The sequence below is a fragment of the Saccharopolyspora flava genome, from assembly GCF_900116135.1.
GTDB classification, from domain to species: domain Bacteria; phylum Actinomycetota; class Actinomycetes; order Mycobacteriales; family Pseudonocardiaceae; genus Saccharopolyspora; species Saccharopolyspora flava.
Genome location: NZ_FOZX01000005.1, coordinates 181745 through 200639 on the forward strand (window position 1 = coordinate 181745; position 18895 = coordinate 200639).

19 protein-coding genes are annotated in these 18895 nt (G+C 72.1%); 12 read left to right on the plus strand and 7 right to left on the minus strand.

The genetic code is table 11. The annotated features are described in order from the left end of the window. Positions 1-330 precede the first annotated feature (330 nt). Positions 331-1797 carry a CoA transferase gene (locus tag BM424_RS16575; protein ID WP_093418692.1) on the minus strand — a complete coding sequence of 489 codons (1467 nt, stop codon included), beginning with the start codon at positions 1795-1797 and terminating at the stop codon, positions 331-333. A 34-nt stretch (positions 1798-1831) separates the two neighbouring features. Then, positions 1832-2452, minus strand: coding sequence for a TetR/AcrR family transcriptional regulator (locus BM424_RS16580; protein WP_093418695.1), 621 nt, complete (start codon positions 2450-2452; stop codon positions 1832-1834). A gap of 85 nt (positions 2453-2537) precedes the next feature. Here BM424_RS16580 and BM424_RS16585 point away from each other — a divergent pair, with 85 nt between their 5' ends. Next, on the plus strand, positions 2538-3344 hold the full coding sequence (locus tag BM424_RS16585; RefSeq protein ID WP_093418698.1) for an oxygenase MpaB family protein: 807 nt from the start codon (positions 2538-2540) through the stop codon (positions 3342-3344). Positions 3345-3370: 26 nt separating this feature from the next. Here the strand turns inward: BM424_RS16585 and BM424_RS16590 are convergent, their stop codons facing one another. Then, complete coding sequence (locus tag BM424_RS16590; protein WP_093418701.1) at positions 3371-4144, minus strand: NAD(P)-dependent oxidoreductase; 774 nt, start codon at positions 4142-4144, stop codon at positions 3371-3373. A 209-nt stretch (positions 4145-4353) separates the two neighbouring features. On the opposite strand from BM424_RS16590, the gene BM424_RS16595 reads away from it, so the two are divergent. From BM424_RS16595 to BM424_RS16625, 7 genes are all read left to right on the plus strand, one after another. After that, the gene (locus BM424_RS16595; protein ID WP_245775899.1) at positions 4354-5637 is read left to right on the plus strand and encodes an MFS transporter; all 1284 of its coding nucleotides are present in this window, start codon (positions 4354-4356) and stop codon (positions 5635-5637) included. An 87-nt stretch (positions 5638-5724) separates the two neighbouring features. Further along, entirely contained in the window at positions 5725-7221 is a 1497-nt protein-coding gene (locus BM424_RS16600; RefSeq protein ID WP_093418707.1) for a PAS domain-containing sensor histidine kinase, read from the plus strand. Next, a complete protein-coding gene (locus BM424_RS16605; protein WP_093418710.1) occupies positions 7218-7886 on the plus strand; it encodes a response regulator in 669 nt (222 codons plus the stop codon). Before BM424_RS16600 ends, BM424_RS16605 begins: the two co-directional genes overlap by 4 nt. A 129-nt stretch (positions 7887-8015) precedes the next feature. After that, positions 8016-8726, plus strand: coding sequence for an alpha/beta fold hydrolase (locus BM424_RS16610; protein ID WP_093418711.1), 711 nt, complete (start codon positions 8016-8018; stop codon positions 8724-8726). A gap of 42 nt (positions 8727-8768) precedes the next feature. Continuing rightward, positions 8769-9044: a muconolactone Delta-isomerase family protein gene (locus BM424_RS16615; RefSeq protein ID WP_093419282.1), complete on the plus strand. Its 276-nt coding sequence runs from the start codon at positions 8769-8771 to the stop codon at positions 9042-9044. Further along, complete coding sequence (gene ligA / locus BM424_RS16620; RefSeq protein ID WP_093418713.1) at positions 9045-9389, plus strand: protocatechuate 4,5-dioxygenase subunit alpha; 345 nt, start codon at positions 9045-9047, stop codon at positions 9387-9389. Next, positions 9382-10248, plus strand: coding sequence for a class III extradiol dioxygenase subunit beta (locus BM424_RS16625; RefSeq protein ID WP_093418715.1), 867 nt, complete (start codon positions 9382-9384; stop codon positions 10246-10248). Before ligA ends, BM424_RS16625 begins: the two co-directional genes overlap by 8 nt. Here BM424_RS16625 and BM424_RS16630 read toward each other — a convergent pair. Beyond that, entirely contained in the window at positions 10220-11473 is a 1254-nt protein-coding gene (locus BM424_RS16630; protein ID WP_093418718.1) for an amidohydrolase, read from the minus strand. The genes BM424_RS16625 and BM424_RS16630 overlap by 29 nt on opposite strands. Before the next feature lie 521 nt (positions 11474-11994). On the opposite strand from BM424_RS16630, the gene BM424_RS16635 reads away from it, so the two are divergent. Continuing rightward, entirely contained in the window at positions 11995-12714 is a 720-nt protein-coding gene (locus BM424_RS16635; protein WP_093418721.1) for a helix-turn-helix domain-containing protein, read from the plus strand. 1 nt (position 12715) lies between these two features. On the opposite strand, the gene BM424_RS28875 is transcribed toward BM424_RS16635, so the two are convergent. The 3 genes from BM424_RS28875 to BM424_RS16645 all read right to left on the minus strand — a co-directional run bounded on the left by BM424_RS28875 (position 12716) and on the right by BM424_RS16645 (position 14140). Next, a complete protein-coding gene (locus BM424_RS28875; protein WP_175548129.1) occupies positions 12716-12871 on the minus strand; it encodes a hypothetical protein in 156 nt (51 codons plus the stop codon). Between the two features lie 24 nt (positions 12872-12895). Further along, on the minus strand, positions 12896-13345 hold the full coding sequence (locus BM424_RS16640; protein WP_093418725.1) for an RrF2 family transcriptional regulator: 450 nt from the start codon (positions 13343-13345) through the stop codon (positions 12896-12898). Positions 13346-13459: 114 nt separating this feature from the next. After that, positions 13460-14140: a hypothetical protein gene (locus BM424_RS16645; RefSeq protein ID WP_093418727.1), complete on the minus strand. Its 681-nt coding sequence runs from the start codon at positions 14138-14140 to the stop codon at positions 13460-13462. 555 nt (positions 14141-14695) lie between these two features. On the opposite strand from BM424_RS16645, the gene BM424_RS16650 reads away from it, so the two are divergent. The 3 genes from BM424_RS16650 to BM424_RS16660 all read left to right on the plus strand — a co-directional run bounded on the left by BM424_RS16650 (position 14696) and on the right by BM424_RS16660 (position 18865). Continuing rightward, on the plus strand, positions 14696-15493 hold the full coding sequence (locus BM424_RS16650) for a helix-turn-helix domain-containing protein (RefSeq protein WP_093418730.1): 798 nt from the start codon (positions 14696-14698) through the stop codon (positions 15491-15493). A gap of 35 nt (positions 15494-15528) precedes the next feature. Beyond that, positions 15529-16854, plus strand: a complete 1326-nt coding sequence (locus BM424_RS16655; RefSeq protein ID WP_093418733.1) for a PepSY-associated TM helix domain-containing protein — start codon at positions 15529-15531, stop codon at positions 16852-16854. A 100-nt stretch (positions 16855-16954) separates the two neighbouring features. Further along, positions 16955-18865, plus strand: a complete 1911-nt coding sequence (locus BM424_RS16660; protein ID WP_093418735.1) for a primary-amine oxidase — start codon at positions 16955-16957, stop codon at positions 18863-18865. The last annotated feature ends 30 nt before the right edge of the window (positions 18866-18895 follow it).

Sequence of the window (18895 nt, forward strand, 5' to 3'; positions counted from 1 at the left end):
GAAATTGGCTTCGTTTCGTGCTTCTCTTGCGTTGTGCGATCTGCCAATTTCAGAAGAAATTGTCACTGCCTTTCGAAACGTATCCGTAGTGGGTCGCGTCTACCAAAGCTTGGGTCGTCTTGGTCGCGTTCGTTGCGAAACGTACCCGTAGCGGGGCGCGTCTACCAAAGCTTGGGTCGCCTTGGTCGCGTTCCTTTCGAAACGTACCCGTAGTGGGTCGCGTCTACCAAAGCTCGGGTCGCTTTAGTCGCGTTCGTTGCGAAACGTCCCCGTCGTGGGTCGCCTCTACCGAAGCTTGGGTCGCTTTTGTCGCGTCCGTTTCGAAACGTTCTAGAGCCACTCCGGGCGGGAGGCGCCTCGGGGGAGGAGGACGTGGTTGTAGTGGCCTGGGGTTGCCGACATGCGGACTTGGTCCGTGACGCCCTGGTAGTGGCCGAGGGGTGTGTCTGCGGTGAAGGTTTCGGGGTCGAGGTAGCGGTGTTGTTCGCCGTGGCCGGCGATTTCGGTGGCGTAGTCGCGGTCGAAGACGCCCAGGCTCAGGATCCACAGGGCTGCGCGGGTCAGGGAGACGTGCACCCGCCAGCTGCCGCCCTCGGTGGCGCGGCGCGTCAGGGCCGCGACGATTCCGGCGGTGAGCAGCCAGGACACGATGTAGTCGTTGACCACCAGGATCGGCGAGAGCCTCGGCGTGGTCCCGTCGCCCTCCAGGTTCATCATCCCGACGAGGCTGCCCGCCGTCTGGTCGAAGCCGACCCGGTCGGCCCACGGCCCGCGCTCGCCGTTGAGCGTCGTCGTCGCGTGCACGATCCCCGGCCGCAGCTGCGCCGCCTCCTCCGGCGACAGCCCGATCGAGGCCAGGTAGCCGGGACGCCGGTTGGCGTAGAACACGTCCGCGCCCGCCAGCAGCTCGGTCACCGCGGACTGGTGCGCGCGCGGATCCACCGTCGCCGAGCGCACCCCGACGTTGGCGCTCATGTAGGCGCCCTCGTGCTCGAACTCGCCCGGCCGCCACAGGTTCAGCACGTCCGCACCGTGCAGCGCCAGCGCCCGGCCGGTGCCCGCGCCCGCGATGACGTGGCCCATGCCCAGCGCCCGCACGCCCGACAGCGGCTGGTCGACGCCCGGCGGCAGCGGCTCGGGCTCGGCGTCGCCGATGCGCTCGATCTCCACCAGCGGCATCGCGGCGAAGTGGTCCCGGTACTGCGGCTCGGCCAGCATCTCCTCGGCGCTGCGCAGCATCGGCATCACCACACCGGCCTCCGCGCCGGCCTCCTCGAGGTCGCGGCCCTTCCACCGGGCGATGGCCGCGGCCACCGACTTCGAGTCCTCCGGCACGTCGAGCAGCCGCTGCGCCCCGGCCTTGATCTTCGGGTACGGGTTGAGCGGCATCACCCACCGCTCGTCGGCGGTGGGGTAGAAGCGGAAACCCAAGGCCTGGTTGGAATCCCCGGCACCCGGATAGCCGTTGAGCAGCTCCCACCTGCGGTCGTAGAACGGGCACAGCCGGTGCGGCGCGACCCGCAGGTCGGTCTCGATGTCCTGCCCCTCGCCTCCGCGATGCCGCCACAACCGCGCGATCGCCGCCGACTTCGCCGCCAGGGTGATCGCCGCCGCGCCACCGAGCCGCAGCGTGCTGGGCACCACCGGATCCGCGCCCAGGAACCGGACCTCGCCGCCGGTGTCCGACGGGCTCATCCCGATCCCGGCCAGCACCTCGGCGAACTCGGCGTGGGCGTCGAAGGCGTCGTCGGTGCGCGGCGCGGCCACGGCCTCGGTGATCCGATCGGTCAATGTCACGGTGCGTCTCCCGTCTCGCGGCTGCTGGGTCAGGTCAATCCGGGAAGTCCGAGGTGGCCAGGAAGATCTCGGCGCACCACTCGACGATCTCCTCCTCGGAGGCCGTCAGATCGCCGTCCAGCCACGCGGTCAGCGTCTGCGCCAGCCCGCCGACCAGGAAGCTCGACAGCAGCTCCAGCCGCGCACCGCCCTGCACGCCGTAGACCTGGCGGGCCTGGGTCCCCAGCAACCGGGTGAACAGCCGGGTGGACTCGGTGCGCCGGTGCGTCAGCGGGGTGCCCGCCAGGAACGGGGAGAACAGCAGCCGCCCGCGCCGCGGGTCCTCGGCGATGAGCCGCACGATCGTCGCCAGCCCGGTGCGCACCTTCAGGCGCGGGTCCTCCACGGCGGTCACGGCGTCCAGGGCGGTGGCGGCGATCTCGTTGACCACGTGGTCGTAGACGGCGGTGGCCAGCTCGTCGCGATCGGTGAAGCTCTCGTAGAAGTACCGGTTGGCCAGCCCGGCCTGGCGGCACACCCCGCGCACGGTCAGGCTCGGATCGCCGTCGGGGGAGCCGAGCAGCTCCAGCCCGGCTTCGAGGAGCAGGGCGCGGCGCTCGGCCTGGCGGTCCGAGCCCGTCACGCCGCCGTAGACGCGCAGAGGTGTGGTGGCCACCCGACCATCTTGACATCTCGTGCGGCTACTCGTCTCATGGATTTGATAACGACTGTTCCCAGATCTCGTCCCGGGAGGTCCTGCGATGGCCGGTGGTGCGGACGACTCGGTGCTCGGTGCGGGACTGCTGGCCGGAGCCGCGAACGTGATCATGCAGCTCAGCAGGCCCGGCGTCGGTCACGGCGTGGTGGAGAGCCGCGTCGACAGCGGCAACCTGTTCAAGCGCCCGGTCAAGCGCACCCGCACCACCATCACCTACCTGGCCGTCGCGCTGCTGGGCAGCGACGAGGAGCGCGCCGCCTTCCGCCGCGCGGTCAACCGGCAGCACGCCCAGGTCCGCTCCACCGAGCGCAGCCCGGTGTCCTACAACGCCTTCGACCCCGAGCTGCAGCTGTGGGTCGCGGCCTGCCTGTACAAGGGGGTCGAGGACCTGCACCGCCTGATCGGCGACGTCACCGACCCCGAGGTGCTGGAGGAGCTCTACCGCGACTCGGCCGCGCTGGGCACCACGCTGCAGGTGCGCGAGGACATGTGGCCCGCCGACCGCGCCGAGTTCGAGCGCTACTGGAACGAGCAGCTCGACCACGTCCACATCGACGACACCGTCCGCGACTTCCTGCACGACGTGGCCGCGCTGAAGTTCCTGCCGGCCCCGCTCAGCACCGCGTTCGGCGGCTTCAACCTGTTCATGACCACCGGATTCCTGCCGCCGCGCTTCCGCGAGGAGATGCGCCTGCCCTGGACCGACCGCGACCAGGCCCGCTTCGACCGCATCATCGCGGCGCTGGCCACGGCCCAGAAGCTGACCCCGAAACCGCTGCGCCGCTTCCCCTTCAACGTCGCCCTCTGGGACCTGCGAATCCGAATGCGCCGCGGAATGCCTCTGGCTTAGCGGGTGTCAATCCCTCAGCGGAGAACTTATTTCTCGCTCAGACGGGCGTGCAGGTCTCGGCTTCCTGCGGCCATGTTCGGCGTGATGCCGAGGTCGGTGAGCATCTCGGTGGCGGCGGTCATCTCGTCGGTGCGGCGCACCGCGTGCCGGTAGGTGCCGGAGACGATGCGCTCCACAGTGGACTCACCGGCCCTGGTGAGGTCGGCGACGATGTTCTCGCGCAGCAGCTCCTCGAAACCCGCCGCCCGCGCGGCCTCCAGCGCCTCCACGATCGAGGCGGCCATGCCCTTGAAGTACACGCTGCGCAGCAGCTTCCGCGTCGCCGCCAGGCCGGGTGGCCCGTCGAGCACCTCCACCTGAGCGCCGAAAGGGCCCAGCAGCTCGGCGAATCGCGCCGTGCCCGGGCCGCTGACCAGCATCGGCACCCGCAGCCGGGGCTCGGGCACCGGAGCCATGATCGCCACGTCGGCGAAGGCGATCCCGCGCCGCTCGGCGATCTCGGCGAGCCGCTGCTTCTTCGCCGGGGACGCCGTGTTGAGGTCCGCCCACACCGCGCCCTCCGGCAGAGCACCGATCCCGGCCTCCAGCACCTCGACGGCGACGGCCGAGCGGTTCACGCTGAGCACCAGGTCCGCGCCGGTCGCGGCCTCGGCCTCGCTGCTCGCCGCGACGAGGCCGGGCCCGGCCGGAACCGCCGGGTCGTAGCCGCGCACCTGCGCGCCCGCCGCCGCCAGGTCGGCGCTGAACGCGCCGCCGGCCTCGCCCAGGCCCAGCACGCCGATCACGGTTCGCTGCGACATCCGGTGCTCCTCCGCTCGTCCGGTCCGTCCGCCCCGAACATAACCGCTCGGCCCCCGGCGCAACGCCCGTCAAGCGACGGATGACCGATTCGCGTCGAGACGTCCGACCCGAGCCCGAGATGTCCGGAACCACTGGGATGGCGGTGGTGGTCCGGCCACGCAGGCGCTGGACTGCCCTCGGCCCATCCGCATCCGAAGGAGTGCGCACCGTGGCAGAAACCGAGACCCGAACCGGCCCGTCCCGACGCACGATCCTCACCGCGAGCCTCGTCGGCACCTCGATCGAGTGGTACGACTACTACATCTTCGGCACCGCCGCCGCGCTGGTCTTCGGGACGCTGTTCTACCCGCAGTTCTCGACCGCCGCGGGCACCATCGCCGCGTTCGGCACCTTCGCGATGGGCTTCATCGCCCGCCCGCTCGGCGCCGCGCTGTTCGGTCACTTCGGCGACCGCATCGGGCGCAAGTCCATGCTGGTCATCACCCTGGTGATCACCGGTGGCGCGACCTTCTGCATCGGCCTGCTGCCCACCTACGCCGCCATCGGGATCGGCGCCCCGCTGCTGCTGGTCGGGCTTCGGCTGCTGCAGGGCCTGGCCGTCGGCGGGGAGTGGGGCGGCGCGGTGCTCATCGCCACCGAGCACGCCCGGCCCGCGCAGCGCGCCTTCTACGGCAGCTTCGCCCAGTTCGGCGTGCCGATCGGCGTGCTCACCTCGAACCTGGCGTTCCTGGCGGTGTCCGGGCTGCCCGACGCGAGCTTCCTCAGCTGGGGCTGGCGCATCCCGTTCCTGCTGAGCGTCCTGCTCATCCTCGTCGGCGTCCTGGTGCGCGCCCGGCTGGCCGACACCCGCGACTTCGCGCAGGTCAAGCAGCGAGAAGGCGTGAGCCGGATGCCCTTCGGTGAACTGGTGCGCACCGAGCCCCGCAACCTCGCGCTGGCCTGCCTGGCCTCGATCGCCCCGCCGGCCACCGGGTACATGGTGATCGTCTACATGCTCAACTACGGCACCCAGGCCGCCGGGTTCGCCCGGCCCACGCTGCTCGCCCTGATCCTGGCCTCGACGCTGGTGTGGATCGCCGCGATCGTCGTCGCGGGCCTGGCCGCCGACCGCTTCGGCGCCAAGCGGATCTACGTGCTGGGCGCGCTGACCGCCGTGATCTGGCCGTTCCCGATGTTCGCGCTCGTCGACACCGGGCACTGGGGCGCGGCCGGGCTCGCGTTCTTTGTCGCGGCGATCGTCCAGGGCATCATGGCCGGAGCCCAGGGCGGGCTGTTCACCGAGCTCTTCGACGCCCGATTCCGCTACAGCGGCATCTCGATCGCCTACCAGATGGGCGGCATGATCGGCGGTGCGCTGACGCCGATCGTCGCCACCTCGCTCTACGCCGCGACCGGCTCGTCGGCGCCGCTGGCGCTCTACCTCACCGCGCTGTGCGCGATCACCCTGGTCACCGTCCTCGGGCTGCGCGTGCGCACCGCGCCGACCGGCTGAATCCCCGCTTCCGCCGGGCAAACGGGCGGTTGCCCCGACCCGTTCGGAGGGTCTTGGATTCGAAGGGGGCGACGGCGAGGAGGCTGGATGCGACCGCTCGTGCGCGAGACCGGCACCGCCGGGTCGCCGTTGCGCGCGCTGGTGGACGTCTTTGCCGACGGGCTGGCCGTCCTCGACACCGACGGCCGCTTCGACGAGGTCAACGCCGCCGGGCACCGCATCCTCGGCGACGAGGCGCTGCACGGCCGTCGGGCGCCGTTCGACACCGGCCGCGCCTGCTCGGACGCGCGCAGGCAGACCGAGTGGCAGGGCGGCGACGGGCGCAGGCTGCACCTGGAGTACCGGACCTCCGCGCTGCCCGACGGGCGAACCGCCGTGTGGTTCACCGACATCACCGAGACGCTGCGCGAGCAGAAGCGGCTCTCGGCGATCACCCGCGCCGCCGCCAGCGTCGCCGACTCCGGTTCGCTGCGCACCACCCTGGAAGCGATGGCGCGCGAGGTGTGGACGACCGGCAACATCGCCGCCGTCCAGATCATGACCATCGAGCACCCCCGCGACGAGCTGCGGGTGGTCGGCATGGCCGGGTTCGGCGACACCACCGGGTTCACCGACCGGCTCAGCGAGTGCCGCAGGCTCGGCGCCGACGTGCGGTTCATCGACGCGCTCGAACAGCGCAGGCCGGTGGTGGTGCCGCACCGCAAACCGGTGATCATGACCGACCCGCGCTGGGCGCCGCTGAAGAAGATCATGGCAGAACCCGAGTGGGACGGGTTCGTGTCCATGCCGCTGGTGGTGCGCGGCCGGACGCTCGGCGTCCTCAACGCCTACTACGTGCCCGGCGACGACCCCGGGCCGAGCTCGCTGGCGTTCCTGTCGGCGATGGCCGACCACGCGGCGGTGGCCATCGAGACCGCGTCGCTGCTGGCGCAGACCCGGTCCCGCGCGCAGATGGAGGAGCGCCGCAAGCTCGCCCGCGACCTGCACGATTCCGTGGTGCAGCAGCTGTTCTCGATGGGCATGCAGGCCCGCGCGCTGCGCTCCCGCCTGCGCGACACCGGCGGGGAGCTGCGCGACGGGGTGGAGGAGATGGTCGGGCTGGCGCGCACCGCGCTGGCCGACCTGCGCGGCCTCGTCTTCGAGCTGCACCCGCTCGACCTCGCCGATCGCGGGCTGGTCGACGCGGTGCGCGCGCACGCCGCCGGGGTGGAGGCCCGCACCGGACTCGTCGTCGAGGTGCGCGCACCCGACCCCGAACCCGACCTGGGCGTCGACGTCGCCGAGGACCTCTACCGCATCGTCCAGGAGGCCCTGCACAACGTCGTCAAGCACGCCCGCGCCTCCCGCGCCGACATCGAGTTCGGCCGGGGCCGCGACGGCGGCCTGCGGGTGCGCGTCAGCGACGACGGCGTCGGCGGACCCGCCGCGGCCGGCGGCGCGAACCTCGGCCTGGTGTCGATGCGCGAACGCGCCGAGCGCTGGCGCGGCGGTCTGTCCGCAGGTGCGGAACCCGGTGGGGGATGGGCGGTCGACGTCGTTCTGCCCGCCCCGCGACCCGACGAGCAGGACGGAGGGAACCGATGATCACCACCGACGCGGTGGGAGTGCTGGTGGTCGACGACCACGCGATCGTCCGCCGAGGCCTGCGCGCCTACCTGGACTCCGAACCCGAGATGGAGATGCTGGGCGAGGCCGCCGACGGCCGGGAAGCGGTGGCGCGCCTCAAGGAGCGGCAGGTCACCGGCGACCGGATGCCCGAGGTCGTGCTCATGGACCTGCAGATGCCGCGGCTGGACGGGGTCGAGGCCACCCGGCAGATCGCCCGCGCCCACCCGGAGGTGAAGGTGGTGGTGCTGACCAGCTTCGGCGAGGCCGAGCGCGTCCACGCCGCGCTCACCGCCGGGGCCGCGGGCTACGTCCTCAAGGACGCCGACCCCGACGAGGTCGCCACCGCCATCCGCGCCGCCGCCACCGGCGAGGTCCACCTCGACTCCGCCGTGGCCCGGCTGCTGGCCCGCCGCATGGCCGCGCCCCGCACCGGGCTGACGTCGCTGACCGGGCGCGAGCGCGAGATCCTCGTGCTCGTCGCCCAGGGCCTGTGCAACCGGGAGATCGCCGAGCAGCTGGTCATCAGCGAACGCACCGCCCGCACCCACGTCTCCAACCTGCTCGGCAAGCTGCAGCTGGCCTCCCGCACCCAGGCCGCCCTGCTGGCCATCCGCGAAGGCCTGGTCGCCGCACCCGGCTGACGCCCGCGACGGATGACCCCGCGACGGATGACGTAGCCGCGAGGCGTCAACGGTCGGATCTGCCGGTGGCGCCGGGTTCGTAGGTTCGGGTGCGGAGATCACCGACGCGGCAGGGGTGGAACACCGGACATGGCTGAGACTTTCGTGCTGGTGCACGGGGCGTGGCACGGCGGCTGGTGCTGGGACCGGGTGGCGCCGCTGCTGCGCGAGGCCGGGCACGAGGTGCACGCGCCGACGCTGACCGGGCTCTCCGAGCGCTCCCACCTGCTCTCGCCGCAGGTCGGGCTCGACACCCACACCGACGACCTCGTCCGCCACCTCGACGTGCTGGGGCTGCGCGAGGTGGTGCTGGTCGGGCACAGCTACGCGGGCCAGCTCGTCACCGCCGTCACCGACCGCAGGCCCGACGTCATCGCCCGCCGGGTGTACCTGGACGCCTTCGTCGGCTCCGACGGCGAAGCCGCCGCCGACCTGCTGCCCGAGCAGGTGCGCCACCACTGGGCGTCGTCGGCGGCCGACGACGGGTTCGGCTGGCTGGTGCCGCCCCGCTCGCTGGCGGTGCTCGGCGTGAGCAGGCCCGAGGACCTCGACTGGCTCACCCCGAAGCTCACCGCGCACCCCTGGAAGACCTACACCGACCCGCTGCACCTGACCGGCGCCGGATCCGAGGTGCCCGCCGCGTTCGTCGAATGCGTCGACTGGATGCGGGTGTTCCGCGCCCACGCCGCCCGCGCGCACGCCCGCGGCTGGCCGGTGCACGAGCTCAAGACCGGCCACGAAGCCATGGTCACCGCCCCCGGCGAGCTCGCCGCGACCCTGCTCGACCTCGTCGAGAGCTGATCTCGCCCCGAGGAGATCCCGCACAGTCCCCAGGAGGTGCTCGTGGAGTTCCTGGTCCGCTCCGAGAACCGGCTGCCGCCCGACACGCCCGAGCAGCGTCGCGCCGAGCTGCGCGCGGCCGAGCGGGCGCGCGCGATGCAGCTGCGCGAGCAGGGCGTGCTCAAGCGCCTGTGGCGGGTGCCCGGCCGCAACGCCACCGTCGGCCTCTACGAGGCGGACGATCCGGCGCGGCTGCACGAGGCGCTGATGTCGCTGCCGATGGCGCCGTGGCTCGACGTCACCGTCGAGGCGCTGGCCACCCACCCGCAGGAGGCGTGAGTGGAGGACATCCCCGGCACCTACGTCTTCGACGGCCGCGCGGGACGCCGCGGCTACCGGCTCAACAAGATGCTCATGACCTTCCGCGATCCGGCCGCCCGGGAGCGGTTCCTCGCCGACGAGGCCGCCTACTGCGCGGAGTTCGGGCTCAGCGACGCCCAGCGCCGCGCGGTCCTCGACCGGGACTGGCGCGGGCTGTGCGACGAGGGCGGCAGCATCTTCTACGTCTTCAAGCTCGCGATGGTCGACGGGCGGTCCATGCAGTACCTCGGCGGGGTGTTCACCGGCATGACCGAGGAGGAGTTCGTGGCGATGATGCGCGCGGGAGGGCGGACCGATGGCTGAGGTGATCTGGGGTCTGGCGACCTCGCACGTGCCCTCCATCGGCGCCGCGATGGACGGCGGCAGGACCCGGGACCCGTACTGGAAACCGCTCTTCGACGGCTACCGGCCGGCCCGCGAGTGGATGGCCGGGCGCACCCCGGACGTGGCGCTGGTGATCTACAACGACCACGCCAACGCCCTCGACCTCGACGTGGTGCCGACCTTCGCGCTCGGCACCGCTGAGACCTACCCGGTCGCCGACGAGGGTTTCGGCCGCCGCCCGGTTCCCGACCTGCGCGGCGCCCCGGACCTGTCGCTGCACCTGCTGGAGAGCCTCGTCGACGACGGCTTCGACATGACCGCGTTGCAGGGCCTCGAGGTCGACCACGGCTGCACGGTCCCGCTGTCGGTGTACTGCCCGGATCCGGGGGAGTCGTGGCCGTGCGCGGTGATCCCGTTGCTGGTCAACGTCATCCAGTACCCGCAGCCCACCGCCGCCCGCTGCTACGCGCTCGGGAAGGCCCTCGGGCGGGCGCTGCGCAGCTACCCCGGCGACACCACGGTCGCGGTCTTCGGCACCGGCGGCATGTCCCACCAGCTGGCCGGATCCCGCGCCGGGTTCATCAACCCCGAGTTCGACCGGATGTTCCTCGAGGAGATCCAGACCGACCCCGAGCACCTGGCCGGGCTGTCGCGGGCCGACTACGTCCGCCGGGCCGGGTCCGAGGGGTTCGAACTGGTCATGTGGCTGATCATGCGCGGCGCGCTGGCCGACGAGATCCACCGGGTGCACGACGTGTACCACGTCCCGGCGTCCAACACCGCCGCCGCGCTCGCGCTGTTCGACAACCTCACGCCAGCCACAGACCGGCCGCGGTGACCATCGCGGCCGCGGCCCGCCGCAACGTCGGCTCCAGGCCCGTCGGCACGAACTCGGGGGAGTGGTTTCCCGGCGCCAGACCCGCGGCCACCGCCGCGTTCGGCTTCGCCGGGTCCGGGTAGTGCGCCGGGTCGAAACCACCGAAGTTCCAGAACACCGACGGCACCCCGGCCGCGGTGCCGAACGCGCCGAAGTCCTCGCTGCCCGCCTTCGCCGGCGGCTCGTGCACGAACTCCGCCCCGAACCGCTCGGTGAACGCCGCGCCGATCCGCCGGGCCGCGTCCACGTCGTTGACCAGCAGCGGGAACGAGTTGATCGGCTCGATGTCGGGTTCGCGCGGCGCCCCCGCGGCGGCCGCCTCGTGCCGGACGATGCGGCCGATGGCCTCCAGCACGGTCTCCCGCACCGCCGGGTCGAAGGTGCGCACGTTGAGCTTGAGCTCGGCGGTGGCGGGGATGACGTTCTCCTTCGAGCCCGCGTGCACCGCGGCCACCGTCACCACCGCGACCTCCTCCGGGGAGATCTCGCGCGCCACCACGGTCTGCAACCGCAGCACGATCGACGAGGCGATCACGATCGGATCCACGGTGGCCTGCGGCTGCGCCCCGTGCCCGCCCCGGCCGTGCACCGTGACCCGCAGGCTGTCGGCCGCCGCCATGAACGTCCCTGGCCGCACGTACAGGTGCTCGCTGGGCGCGGAGGCGATGTGCTGGCCCAGCGCCACGTCGAACGCCGGGAACCGCTCCAGGAACCCGTCCTCCAGCATCGCCCGCGCACCGCCGCCGACCTCCTCGGCGGGCTGGCACACCGCCAGCACCGTGCCCGACCAGTGCTCCCGCCGCTCGGCGAGCTGCTCGGCGGCAGCGATCAGCGCCGCCATGTGCGTGTCGTGCCCGCACGCGTGCATCACCGGCGTCTCGTCGCCGTCGGGGCCCGTGCCGGTGGCGGTGCTGCGGTAGTCGACCGCCTCGATCTCGCGCACCGGCAGCGCGTCCATGTCGGCGCGCAGCAGGACTCCGGGCTCGTCGCCGTTGCGCAGCACCCCGACGACCCCGGTGCCGCCGACCCCGGTGGTGACCTCGAACCCGGCCTCGCGCAGCCGCCGCGCCAGCACCTCGGCGGTGCGCACCTCCTGGAACGACAGCTCCGGATTCCGGTGCAGGTCCTCGTAGAGCTCCCGGATCCCACCGATGCGCTCGTCCAGCCCGGTCAGCAACTCCGACATGCGTTCCCCTCGGTGTGGTCCAGGATCGAGCCGATCATGGCACGCCGGTCCCGACCCCGGCCAACCGCGACGCCACCCCGGAAATACGCGTTCACCCCGGCGAAACGCCGGTCGCGGAGGTGATTCGCGCAGTTCGGAGAAGGCGTGCCGGGCGGCGTCAAAAATTCGGGATCCGGTGCGGGGGAGAAGTGCTTTGCTCGCCTCGATCAGTTGAATGGGCGTCACCGCGACGGGGTCGTTCTCCGGGTTTCCGCGGTCGCGGGACCGGTGCGAACGGGCCGCTTCTCCGGGATCGGCGGGTCCTTCCCGGGTGTGCGGACAAAGCTCCCACGCGAGTTCTCCGCCGTCCGCGAGGCCCTGCTGAATCGGCATGCGGGATGTGCCTTTCGTCATGGCCGCGTTACGAGCGCGGCATGCCGGTGACACGCCCGTGCGCCTCAATGGGCCGCGAACTCTCCCGGCCGTAGTCCGGCCGCGGTCGGGAAGCCGGCACCGCCACCGCACACCACGAGGAGATGCCGATGGACATCCACGCTCACCTGCTGCACGGTGGCGCGAGGAGCCTGCCCGCCGACGCGCTGGAGAAGCTCCGGCGGCAGGCCGTGGCCGCCAGCGAATCCGGCCTCTCGCACACCTACGTCGCCCGCATGTACGGGATTTCCCGGAAAACGGTGGGGAACTGGGTCCGCGACTACCAGCGGCGCGGCGAGGCGGCGCTCGTGCCGCAGCGGCGCGGACGCCGTCCCGGCGAACGGCTCGCGCTCGACGACTCCCAGCAGCTCGCCGTGCTGCGCACCATGTCCGCTCGTCTGCCGGACGAGGCCGGGCTGCCGCACCTGCTGTGGACCCGCCGCGCCGTGGTCGAGCTGATCCACCGCGACCTCGGAACGGCGTTGTCCCCGGCGACCGTGGACCAGTACTTCGTCCGGTGGGGCGTGCGCACCAAGCACCTGCCGCCGATCCTGCCCGGTGACCTGCCCGCCCCGGTCCCCGGTGTGGAGCGGATCGCCGTGGCCTGGCTGTGCCCGCGCCCGCTGCCGGAAGCCGAACCGCTGCAGGTGCTGCTGGCGGTCACCGGTCGCGGAGTGCTGTTCTTCATGGCGGGGGAGCGGCCGTTCGAGCCGGAGCGGCTGGCGGAGTTCCGCAAGCGCCTCGGCGTGCAAGTCAGCCGCAGCATCCGGCCCTTCGTCCGAGCCTGGCCGGACGAGCACCACGAGCTGCGGCCCCTGCTGGACTCCTGACCTAGCCGCGCTCGTTCCGGCCCGGGTAGGTGCGCACCCACTTGGCGGAGGTCTCGGCATCGGCTTCCAGGACCCGCGCCGGGTCCGGAAGCGGTTCCGGAGGGCGCGGGCTCGCCGGAGGTGTTCCGTCCACCGAGGTGGTTCTGCGCCGGTTCATCGCCGCCCTCCGCTCGAACGCCGGTCAGCCCGCGTCGGAGTAGGAGCGCGGCAGCGTCGGGCCGAACCACGTCGTGCCGTCCTGGACCAGGTCGGCGACGGTCAGCGGATCCAGCGAGACGAAGAACGCTTCCTGCGCGACCCGCAACGCTCCCCGCAACCGGCATCCCCGCAGCAGCGGGCACGGCGGGTCGTCGACGCAGCCGACCACATCGCCGGCGCCCTCCAGCTCCCGGACCATCCACCCGATCGACGCCTGCCTGCCGAAAGCGGTCAGCGTCAGCCCGCCTCCGCGTCCGCGGCGCGCGTCGACGACCTCCAGGTGCTGCAGCCTGCTGACCGCCTTGGCCACGTGCGTGTGCGGCGCGCCGACGGACCCCGCTACTTCCCGCGCGGTGATGCGCCTGCTGCCGTCGCTGTGCGCGAGCCGGAGCACCACGCGCAGCGAGAGATCGGTGAACTTCGTCAAACGCACGGACCGCACTCTGGAGAAGGGGAATGTCGGATGCGTATTTGCCGCGTGACGGGTGTGTGACGTTGTGTGCCCGATGTCCGGGAAACGGCGTTGTCCCGGAAGGTCCCGTTCGCCTCAGCGGCTCGGGGTGTCCTCGTGGCGACTCCGGTCGTAGCGGCGCACGAACCCGGGGTCGCCGTCGCCGTGGCGCAGCACCACCCCGGCCAGCAGCAGGACGAGGGCGGGCAGCAGCTCCTCGCCGAGATCCTCGACCGGGTCCCGGGCGAGCAGTCGTGCCGCTGCGGCGGCGAGTTCCGCGCACTTCGGCCCGATCCCCTCGCGCACCGCGCTGACCGCGGGCTCCGCACCGCAGCGGCCGGGCGTGGACAGCGTGATCCACCCGGCCAGCAGCAGGAACGCCAGCGTCACGCCGAGCGTCTCGGGTTCCCGCCGGTCGGGTCCCTCTTCCAGCGCCACCAGCAGGTCGGTCTCGATGACGCGCGCGGCGAACCGGCGGGCCGGTTCCGGGGAGCGGGCGGCCAGCGTCGCGGCCAATACCTCGTCCAGGTCCTCGGAGAGCAACCGCACCAGATCGGTCAGGTCCGTGTCGTCGCCGGAGGAGGCCGCGATCCGCTCCCACCGCGCGAGCTCCTCCGGTGCGAACAGGTCGCGCGTCGCGCTGGTGGGCACGTAGCCGAGCTCGCGCCACACCCGAAGCAGCGCGTGGTCGATGCCCAGCTCCGCGGCCCGCCGATCGAGGAGCCGATCCAGCTCGCCCGCCGGAGACTCGGGATCGGGACCCTGTTGAGGGATCATCGGGTGCTCCTCCTGCGCGGCGCGCGGCCCCGCAAATGGGTTCGGATCGGACCTATTTAAACAACGCGGCCGGTGCGGTCCGGTGTCCGGGCGATGACGCGCGTGCAAAACCCCTCCCGCAGCCCCGGACCCGATTCCGGCGCGTGCCGCGCGGGGTCGAATTCCGGCCGATCGGCCGGAATCGGCATCGCGGCAGCGAAATGTGCGACACCCCGCCCGATCGGAATGGCAACGGGAATCGTCCGCTGGCCTCAGATCTCGGAGCGACGCCCGCACCTGCGGGCGTGTCACGCATTTCTCCCGCACGCCCGATGCTCCGCGCGGGCTTATCCCGATTCGGCGCGCAGCGGTGAGGAATTGTCGGTACCTGCGTGCAGATCGCGTCGAACCCGCCTGTGATCAGGTGATTTCGCGTCATTCCAGAGACGACGGTGTCGCTGGAACTACGACGTAACGCCGAATACATGAGAAAAGCCCCAGCTGACTGTTAAGGTCATCTGAGAATCAGTCCCGACAAGGGTTTTTCGATTCGAAAGCCGTGCACGGGGAGGCGCGATGAACGTGAGGGACGTCCGCAAGATCTCCGCGCCGGCGCTGGAGGACCTCCGCCGCCGCGTGGTCGCGGCCGTCGACTCCGGCGCCTCCCAGGTCGAAGCGGCCCGGGTGTTCGGGGTGTCCCGGCCCACGGTCAACCGCTGGGTCCGCGCCTACCAGGCCAACGGCGAGGCCTCGTTCCGGCCGCGAAAACGAGGGCGGCGCACCGGAATGCACCGCGTGCTCACCGACGAGGACCAGGACCGGGTCCTCGCCGCGCTCACCGGGACCCACCCGGACGACGCGGGCCTGGACGCCGCGCTGTGGACCCGGCACACCGTCGCCGAACTCATCGACCGGACCCTCGGCGTGCGGCTGACGCCCAACACCGTGAGCAGCTACCTGCGCCGCTGGGGCTTGATCCGGCAGGAAGTGCTGCCGCGCGCGGCGGCGCGCAACCCGCGGGCTATCACCCGGTGGCGACGCCACCAGTACCCGCTGCTGGCCAGGATGGCGCACCTGCAGGACGCCGCCGTGTTCTGGATGACCTGCACCGAGCACCACGACCTGCGGTCGCTGTCGGCGGTGTCGACCCGCCGGTCCGTGCTGTTCTCGGTCCACACCGGACCCGTCACCGCCGACTCGGTCATCGCCTTCCTCGAGCGGCTGGAGCAGCACGCCGGCCGCCCGATCGTCGTCGTGGTGGACCTGTTCCCGATCGAACGCCCCCGCGCCCTGCGGGCCTGGCTGGCCGACAACCGCACCCGGATCAACGCGATCTTCCCGCTCGCGCGGCACACCGACGCCCCGCCCGGGTGAGAGCGGGCCCGGCACACACGAGAAGAGGTGCGACCGTGGTCGCCAACGACACCACCACCCCCGAGCGCGCCGACACGCCCCCGGCCGGATTCCGCCCCTGGCGGCAGCTGGCACTGCGCGTGCACTTCTACGCCGGGGTTCTGGTGGCCCCGTTCCTCCTCGTCGTCGCGTTCACCGGGCTGCTCTACGTCTTCGCCCCGCAGCTGGAGGCCGCGGTCTACGCCCACCAGCTGCGCGTGCCCGCCGCGGCGACCGAAACGCCGCTCGCGACGCAGGTCGAGGCCGCCCGCTCCGCGCTGCCCGGCACCGAGCTCAAGGCCGTGCGCCCGGCCGCGGACGACACCTCCACCACGCAGGTGATCTTCACCACCGACGACCTCCCGGACAGCCACTACCGCACCGTGTTCGTCGCCCCGCGCGACGCCGAGGTGCGCGGGGTGCTCGAGACCTACGGCAGCGATCAGGCGTTACCGCTGCGGACCTGGCTCGACGAGCTGCACCGCAACCTCCACCTCGGCGAGGTCGGCCGCCTCTACAGCGAGCTGGCGGCGAGCTGGCTGTGGGTCGTCGTCCTCGGCGGGCTGGCGCTCTGGTTCTCCCGGCACCGCAGAGCCCGGGCCCTGCGGACGCATCCGCCCGGTCGCGCGCGAGTGGTGTCCTGGCACGGCATCGCCGGAGCCTGGCTCGCGGCGGGCCTGCTGTTCCTGTCCGCCACCGGCCTGACCTGGTCGACCTTCGCCGGGGACACCGTGAGCCGGATCCGCGCCGCGCTGTCCTGGCAGACCCCGGTCGTCGCCAACACCGTGCCCGCCCCCGCGGCCGGGACCGATATCGGATTCGACCGGGTCCGCGAGATCGCCACCGCGAGCGGGCTGACCGGCCGGGTCGAGATCACCCCACCGGCCGGCGCCGGGTCCGCCTACACCGTGCAGGAGGTGCAGCGGTCCTGGCCGACCCAGCAGGACGCCGTCGCCGTGCACCCGGAGACCGGTGCGATCACCGACAGCCTGCGCTTCGCCGACTACCCGCTGATGGCCAAGCTCTCGCGCTGGGGCATCGACGCGCACATGGGCCTGCTGTTCGGCTGGGTCAACCAGGTGGTGCTGGCCGCGCTCATGATCACCCTCATCGCGACCATCGGGTTCGCCTACCGGATGTGGTGGTTGCGGCGGCCCACCCGCGGGGTCGTCGCACCCCCGCCGCGCGGGGCCTGGCGCGCCCTGCCCCGGCCCGCGGTGCCGGCCGGCGTGCTCGCGCTGTGCGGTCTCGGGTACGCGCTGCCGGTGCTGGGGGTCTCGCTGCTGGCGTTCCTCGTGGTCGACGTGCTGCTGGGCCTGCGCTCCCAGATCCGCGCGGGCTGACTCTCTTCGGGCGATCGTGCTCGCCTGTTCGGGGTGGCGCCGCCATCCTGGAGGTGGCAGGGCCGTCCGACCGGCGGCCGACCTGGGGGAATGGAGCGCCATGACGATCGCCGACCGGCCCACCGCCACCGCCCACCCGCTGGACCCGATGAGTGCCGGGGAGGTCGACGCCCTCCGCGCGGCGCTGGACGACGCCGGCCTGCTCGGCGAGCACGTCCGGTTCACCGTCGTCGTCCCCGAGGAACCCGGCAAGGCCGCGCTGCTGGCGCACCGGCCGGGCGATCCGGTCGACCGCCGGTTCCGGGTCGTGCTGCTGGACCTGGCCACCGGCGTCTCGCACGACACCGTCGTGTCCACCACGCGCTCCAGCGTGGACTCGGTGCGGCGGCTCGACCCGGCCACCGACGGGCAGCCGCCCATCATCGACACCGAGTTCGAGCTCGTCGAGGAGATCGTCAACGCCGACGAGCGCTGGCTCTCCGCGCTGCGCCGCCGCGGCATCGACCCCGCGACCGTGCGGGCCGCGCCGCTGTCGGCCGGGGTCTACGACGAGCCGGGGGAGCGGGGCAGGCGCATGATCCGCTCGCTGGGGTTCCAGCAGTTCCACCCCGCCGACCACCCGTGGGCGCACCCGGTGGACGGGCTGTGCGCCTACATCGACCTCACCAACCGGGAGGTCACCCGCGTCATCGACCACCGGGACCTGCCGGTGCCGCCCGAACCCGGCAACTACGACGACCCCGAGGTCACCGGGCCGCCGCGCACCAGCCTGAAACCCATCGAGATCACCCAGCCCGACGGTCCCGGCTTCACCGTCGACGGTCACCGGGTGCGGTGGGAGAACTGGGACCTGCGGGTCGGTTTCAACGAGCGCGAGGGCCTGACCCTGCACCAGGTGTCGTTCCACGACCGGCCGGTGCTCCACCGCGCCTCGATCGCCGAGATGGTGGTGCCCTACGCCGACCCGTCGCCGGTGCGGTTCTGGCAGAACTACTTCGACTGCGGCGAGTACATGTTCGCCCGCTACACCAACTCCCTGGAGCTGGGCTGCGACTGCCTCGGCGAGATCCACTACTTCGACGCCGTCATCGCCGACGACTTCGGGCGCCCGCGCACCATCCGCAACGGGATCTGCCTGCACGAGGAGGACTTCGGGGTGCTGTGGAAGCACACCGATCTGTTCACCGGCTCGCAGGAGACCCGGCGCCAGCGCAGGCTCGTGCTCTCGTTCTTCACCACGGTCGGCAACTACGACTACGGCTTCTACTGGTACCTCTACCTCGACGGCACCATCGAGCTGGAGAGCAAGGCCACCGGCATCACCTTCACCGGCGCCTACCCGGAGGAGGGCCTCGAGCACGCGACGCAGGTCGCGCCCGGTCTCGCGGCGCCGTTCCACCAGCACCTGTTCTGCGCCCGGCTGGACGTCGCTATCGACGGGCAGCGCAACGCCGTCGACGAGGTCGAGGCCGAAGCGCTCCCGGTCAGCGACACCAACCCGCGCGGAAACGCCTTCCGCGCCAAGCGAACTCGCCTCACCACCGAGAAGCGGGCCGCCCGGCTCGCCGACAACTCCCGCGCCCGCACCTGGCACATCGTCAACCCCGAGCGCCGCAACCGCTACGGCGACCCGGTGTCCTACGTGCTGCGGCCCGAAGGGCAGCCGGTGATGCTCGCCGACGAGTCGTCATCGGTGCACGCCCGCGGCACCTTCGCCACCCGGCACCTGTGGGTCACCCGCCACGATCCCGAACAGCGCTACCCGGCGGGCGATTTCGTCAACCAGAACCCGGGCGGGGCGGGTCTGCCGTCCTGGACCGAAGCCGATCGCGACGTCGACGGGCAGGACATCGTCGTCTGGCACACCTTCGGGCTCACCCACTTCCCGCGGCCCGAGGACTGGCCGATCATGCCCGTCGACCGCTCGGGCTTCACCCTCACGCCCCAGGGCTTCTTCGACCGCAACCCCACTCTCGACGTCCCGCCCTCCGGAGGCCACTGCCAGGCCTGACCACGCGCCCGTCGTGCCCGAGTTCGTGGC

Coding starts and splice junctions, on each gene's coding strand:
- BM424_RS16585 (WP_093418698.1), top strand. CDS start 2,538: ATGGCCGGTGGTGCGGACGACTCGGTGCTCGGTGCGGGACTGCTGGCC.
- BM424_RS16590 (WP_093418701.1), bottom strand. CDS start 4,144: ATGTCGCAGCGAACCGTGATCGGCGTGCTGGGCCTGGGCGAGGCCGGC.
- BM424_RS16600 (WP_093418707.1), top strand. CDS start 5,725: ATGCGACCGCTCGTGCGCGAGACCGGCACCGCCGGGTCGCCGTTGCGC.
- BM424_RS16605 (WP_093418710.1), top strand. CDS start 7,218: ATGATCACCACCGACGCGGTGGGAGTGCTGGTGGTCGACGACCACGCG.
- BM424_RS16610 (WP_093418711.1), top strand. CDS start 8,016: ATGGCTGAGACTTTCGTGCTGGTGCACGGGGCGTGGCACGGCGGCTGG.
- BM424_RS16625 (WP_093418715.1), top strand. CDS start 9,382: ATGGCTGAGGTGATCTGGGGTCTGGCGACCTCGCACGTGCCCTCCATC.
- BM424_RS16630 (WP_093418718.1), bottom strand. CDS start 11,473: ATGTCGGAGTTGCTGACCGGGCTGGACGAGCGCATCGGTGGGATCCGG.
- BM424_RS16635 (WP_093418721.1), top strand. CDS start 11,995: ATGGACATCCACGCTCACCTGCTGCACGGTGGCGCGAGGAGCCTGCCC.
- BM424_RS28875 (WP_175548129.1), bottom strand. CDS start 12,871: ATGAACCGGCGCAGAACCACCTCGGTGGACGGAACACCTCCGGCGAGC.
- BM424_RS16645 (WP_093418727.1), bottom strand. CDS start 14,140: ATGATCCCTCAACAGGGTCCCGATCCCGAGTCTCCGGCGGGCGAGCTG.
- BM424_RS16650 (WP_093418730.1), top strand. CDS start 14,696: ATGAACGTGAGGGACGTCCGCAAGATCTCCGCGCCGGCGCTGGAGGAC.
- BM424_RS16660 (WP_093418735.1), top strand. CDS start 16,955: ATGACGATCGCCGACCGGCCCACCGCCACCGCCCACCCGCTGGACCCG.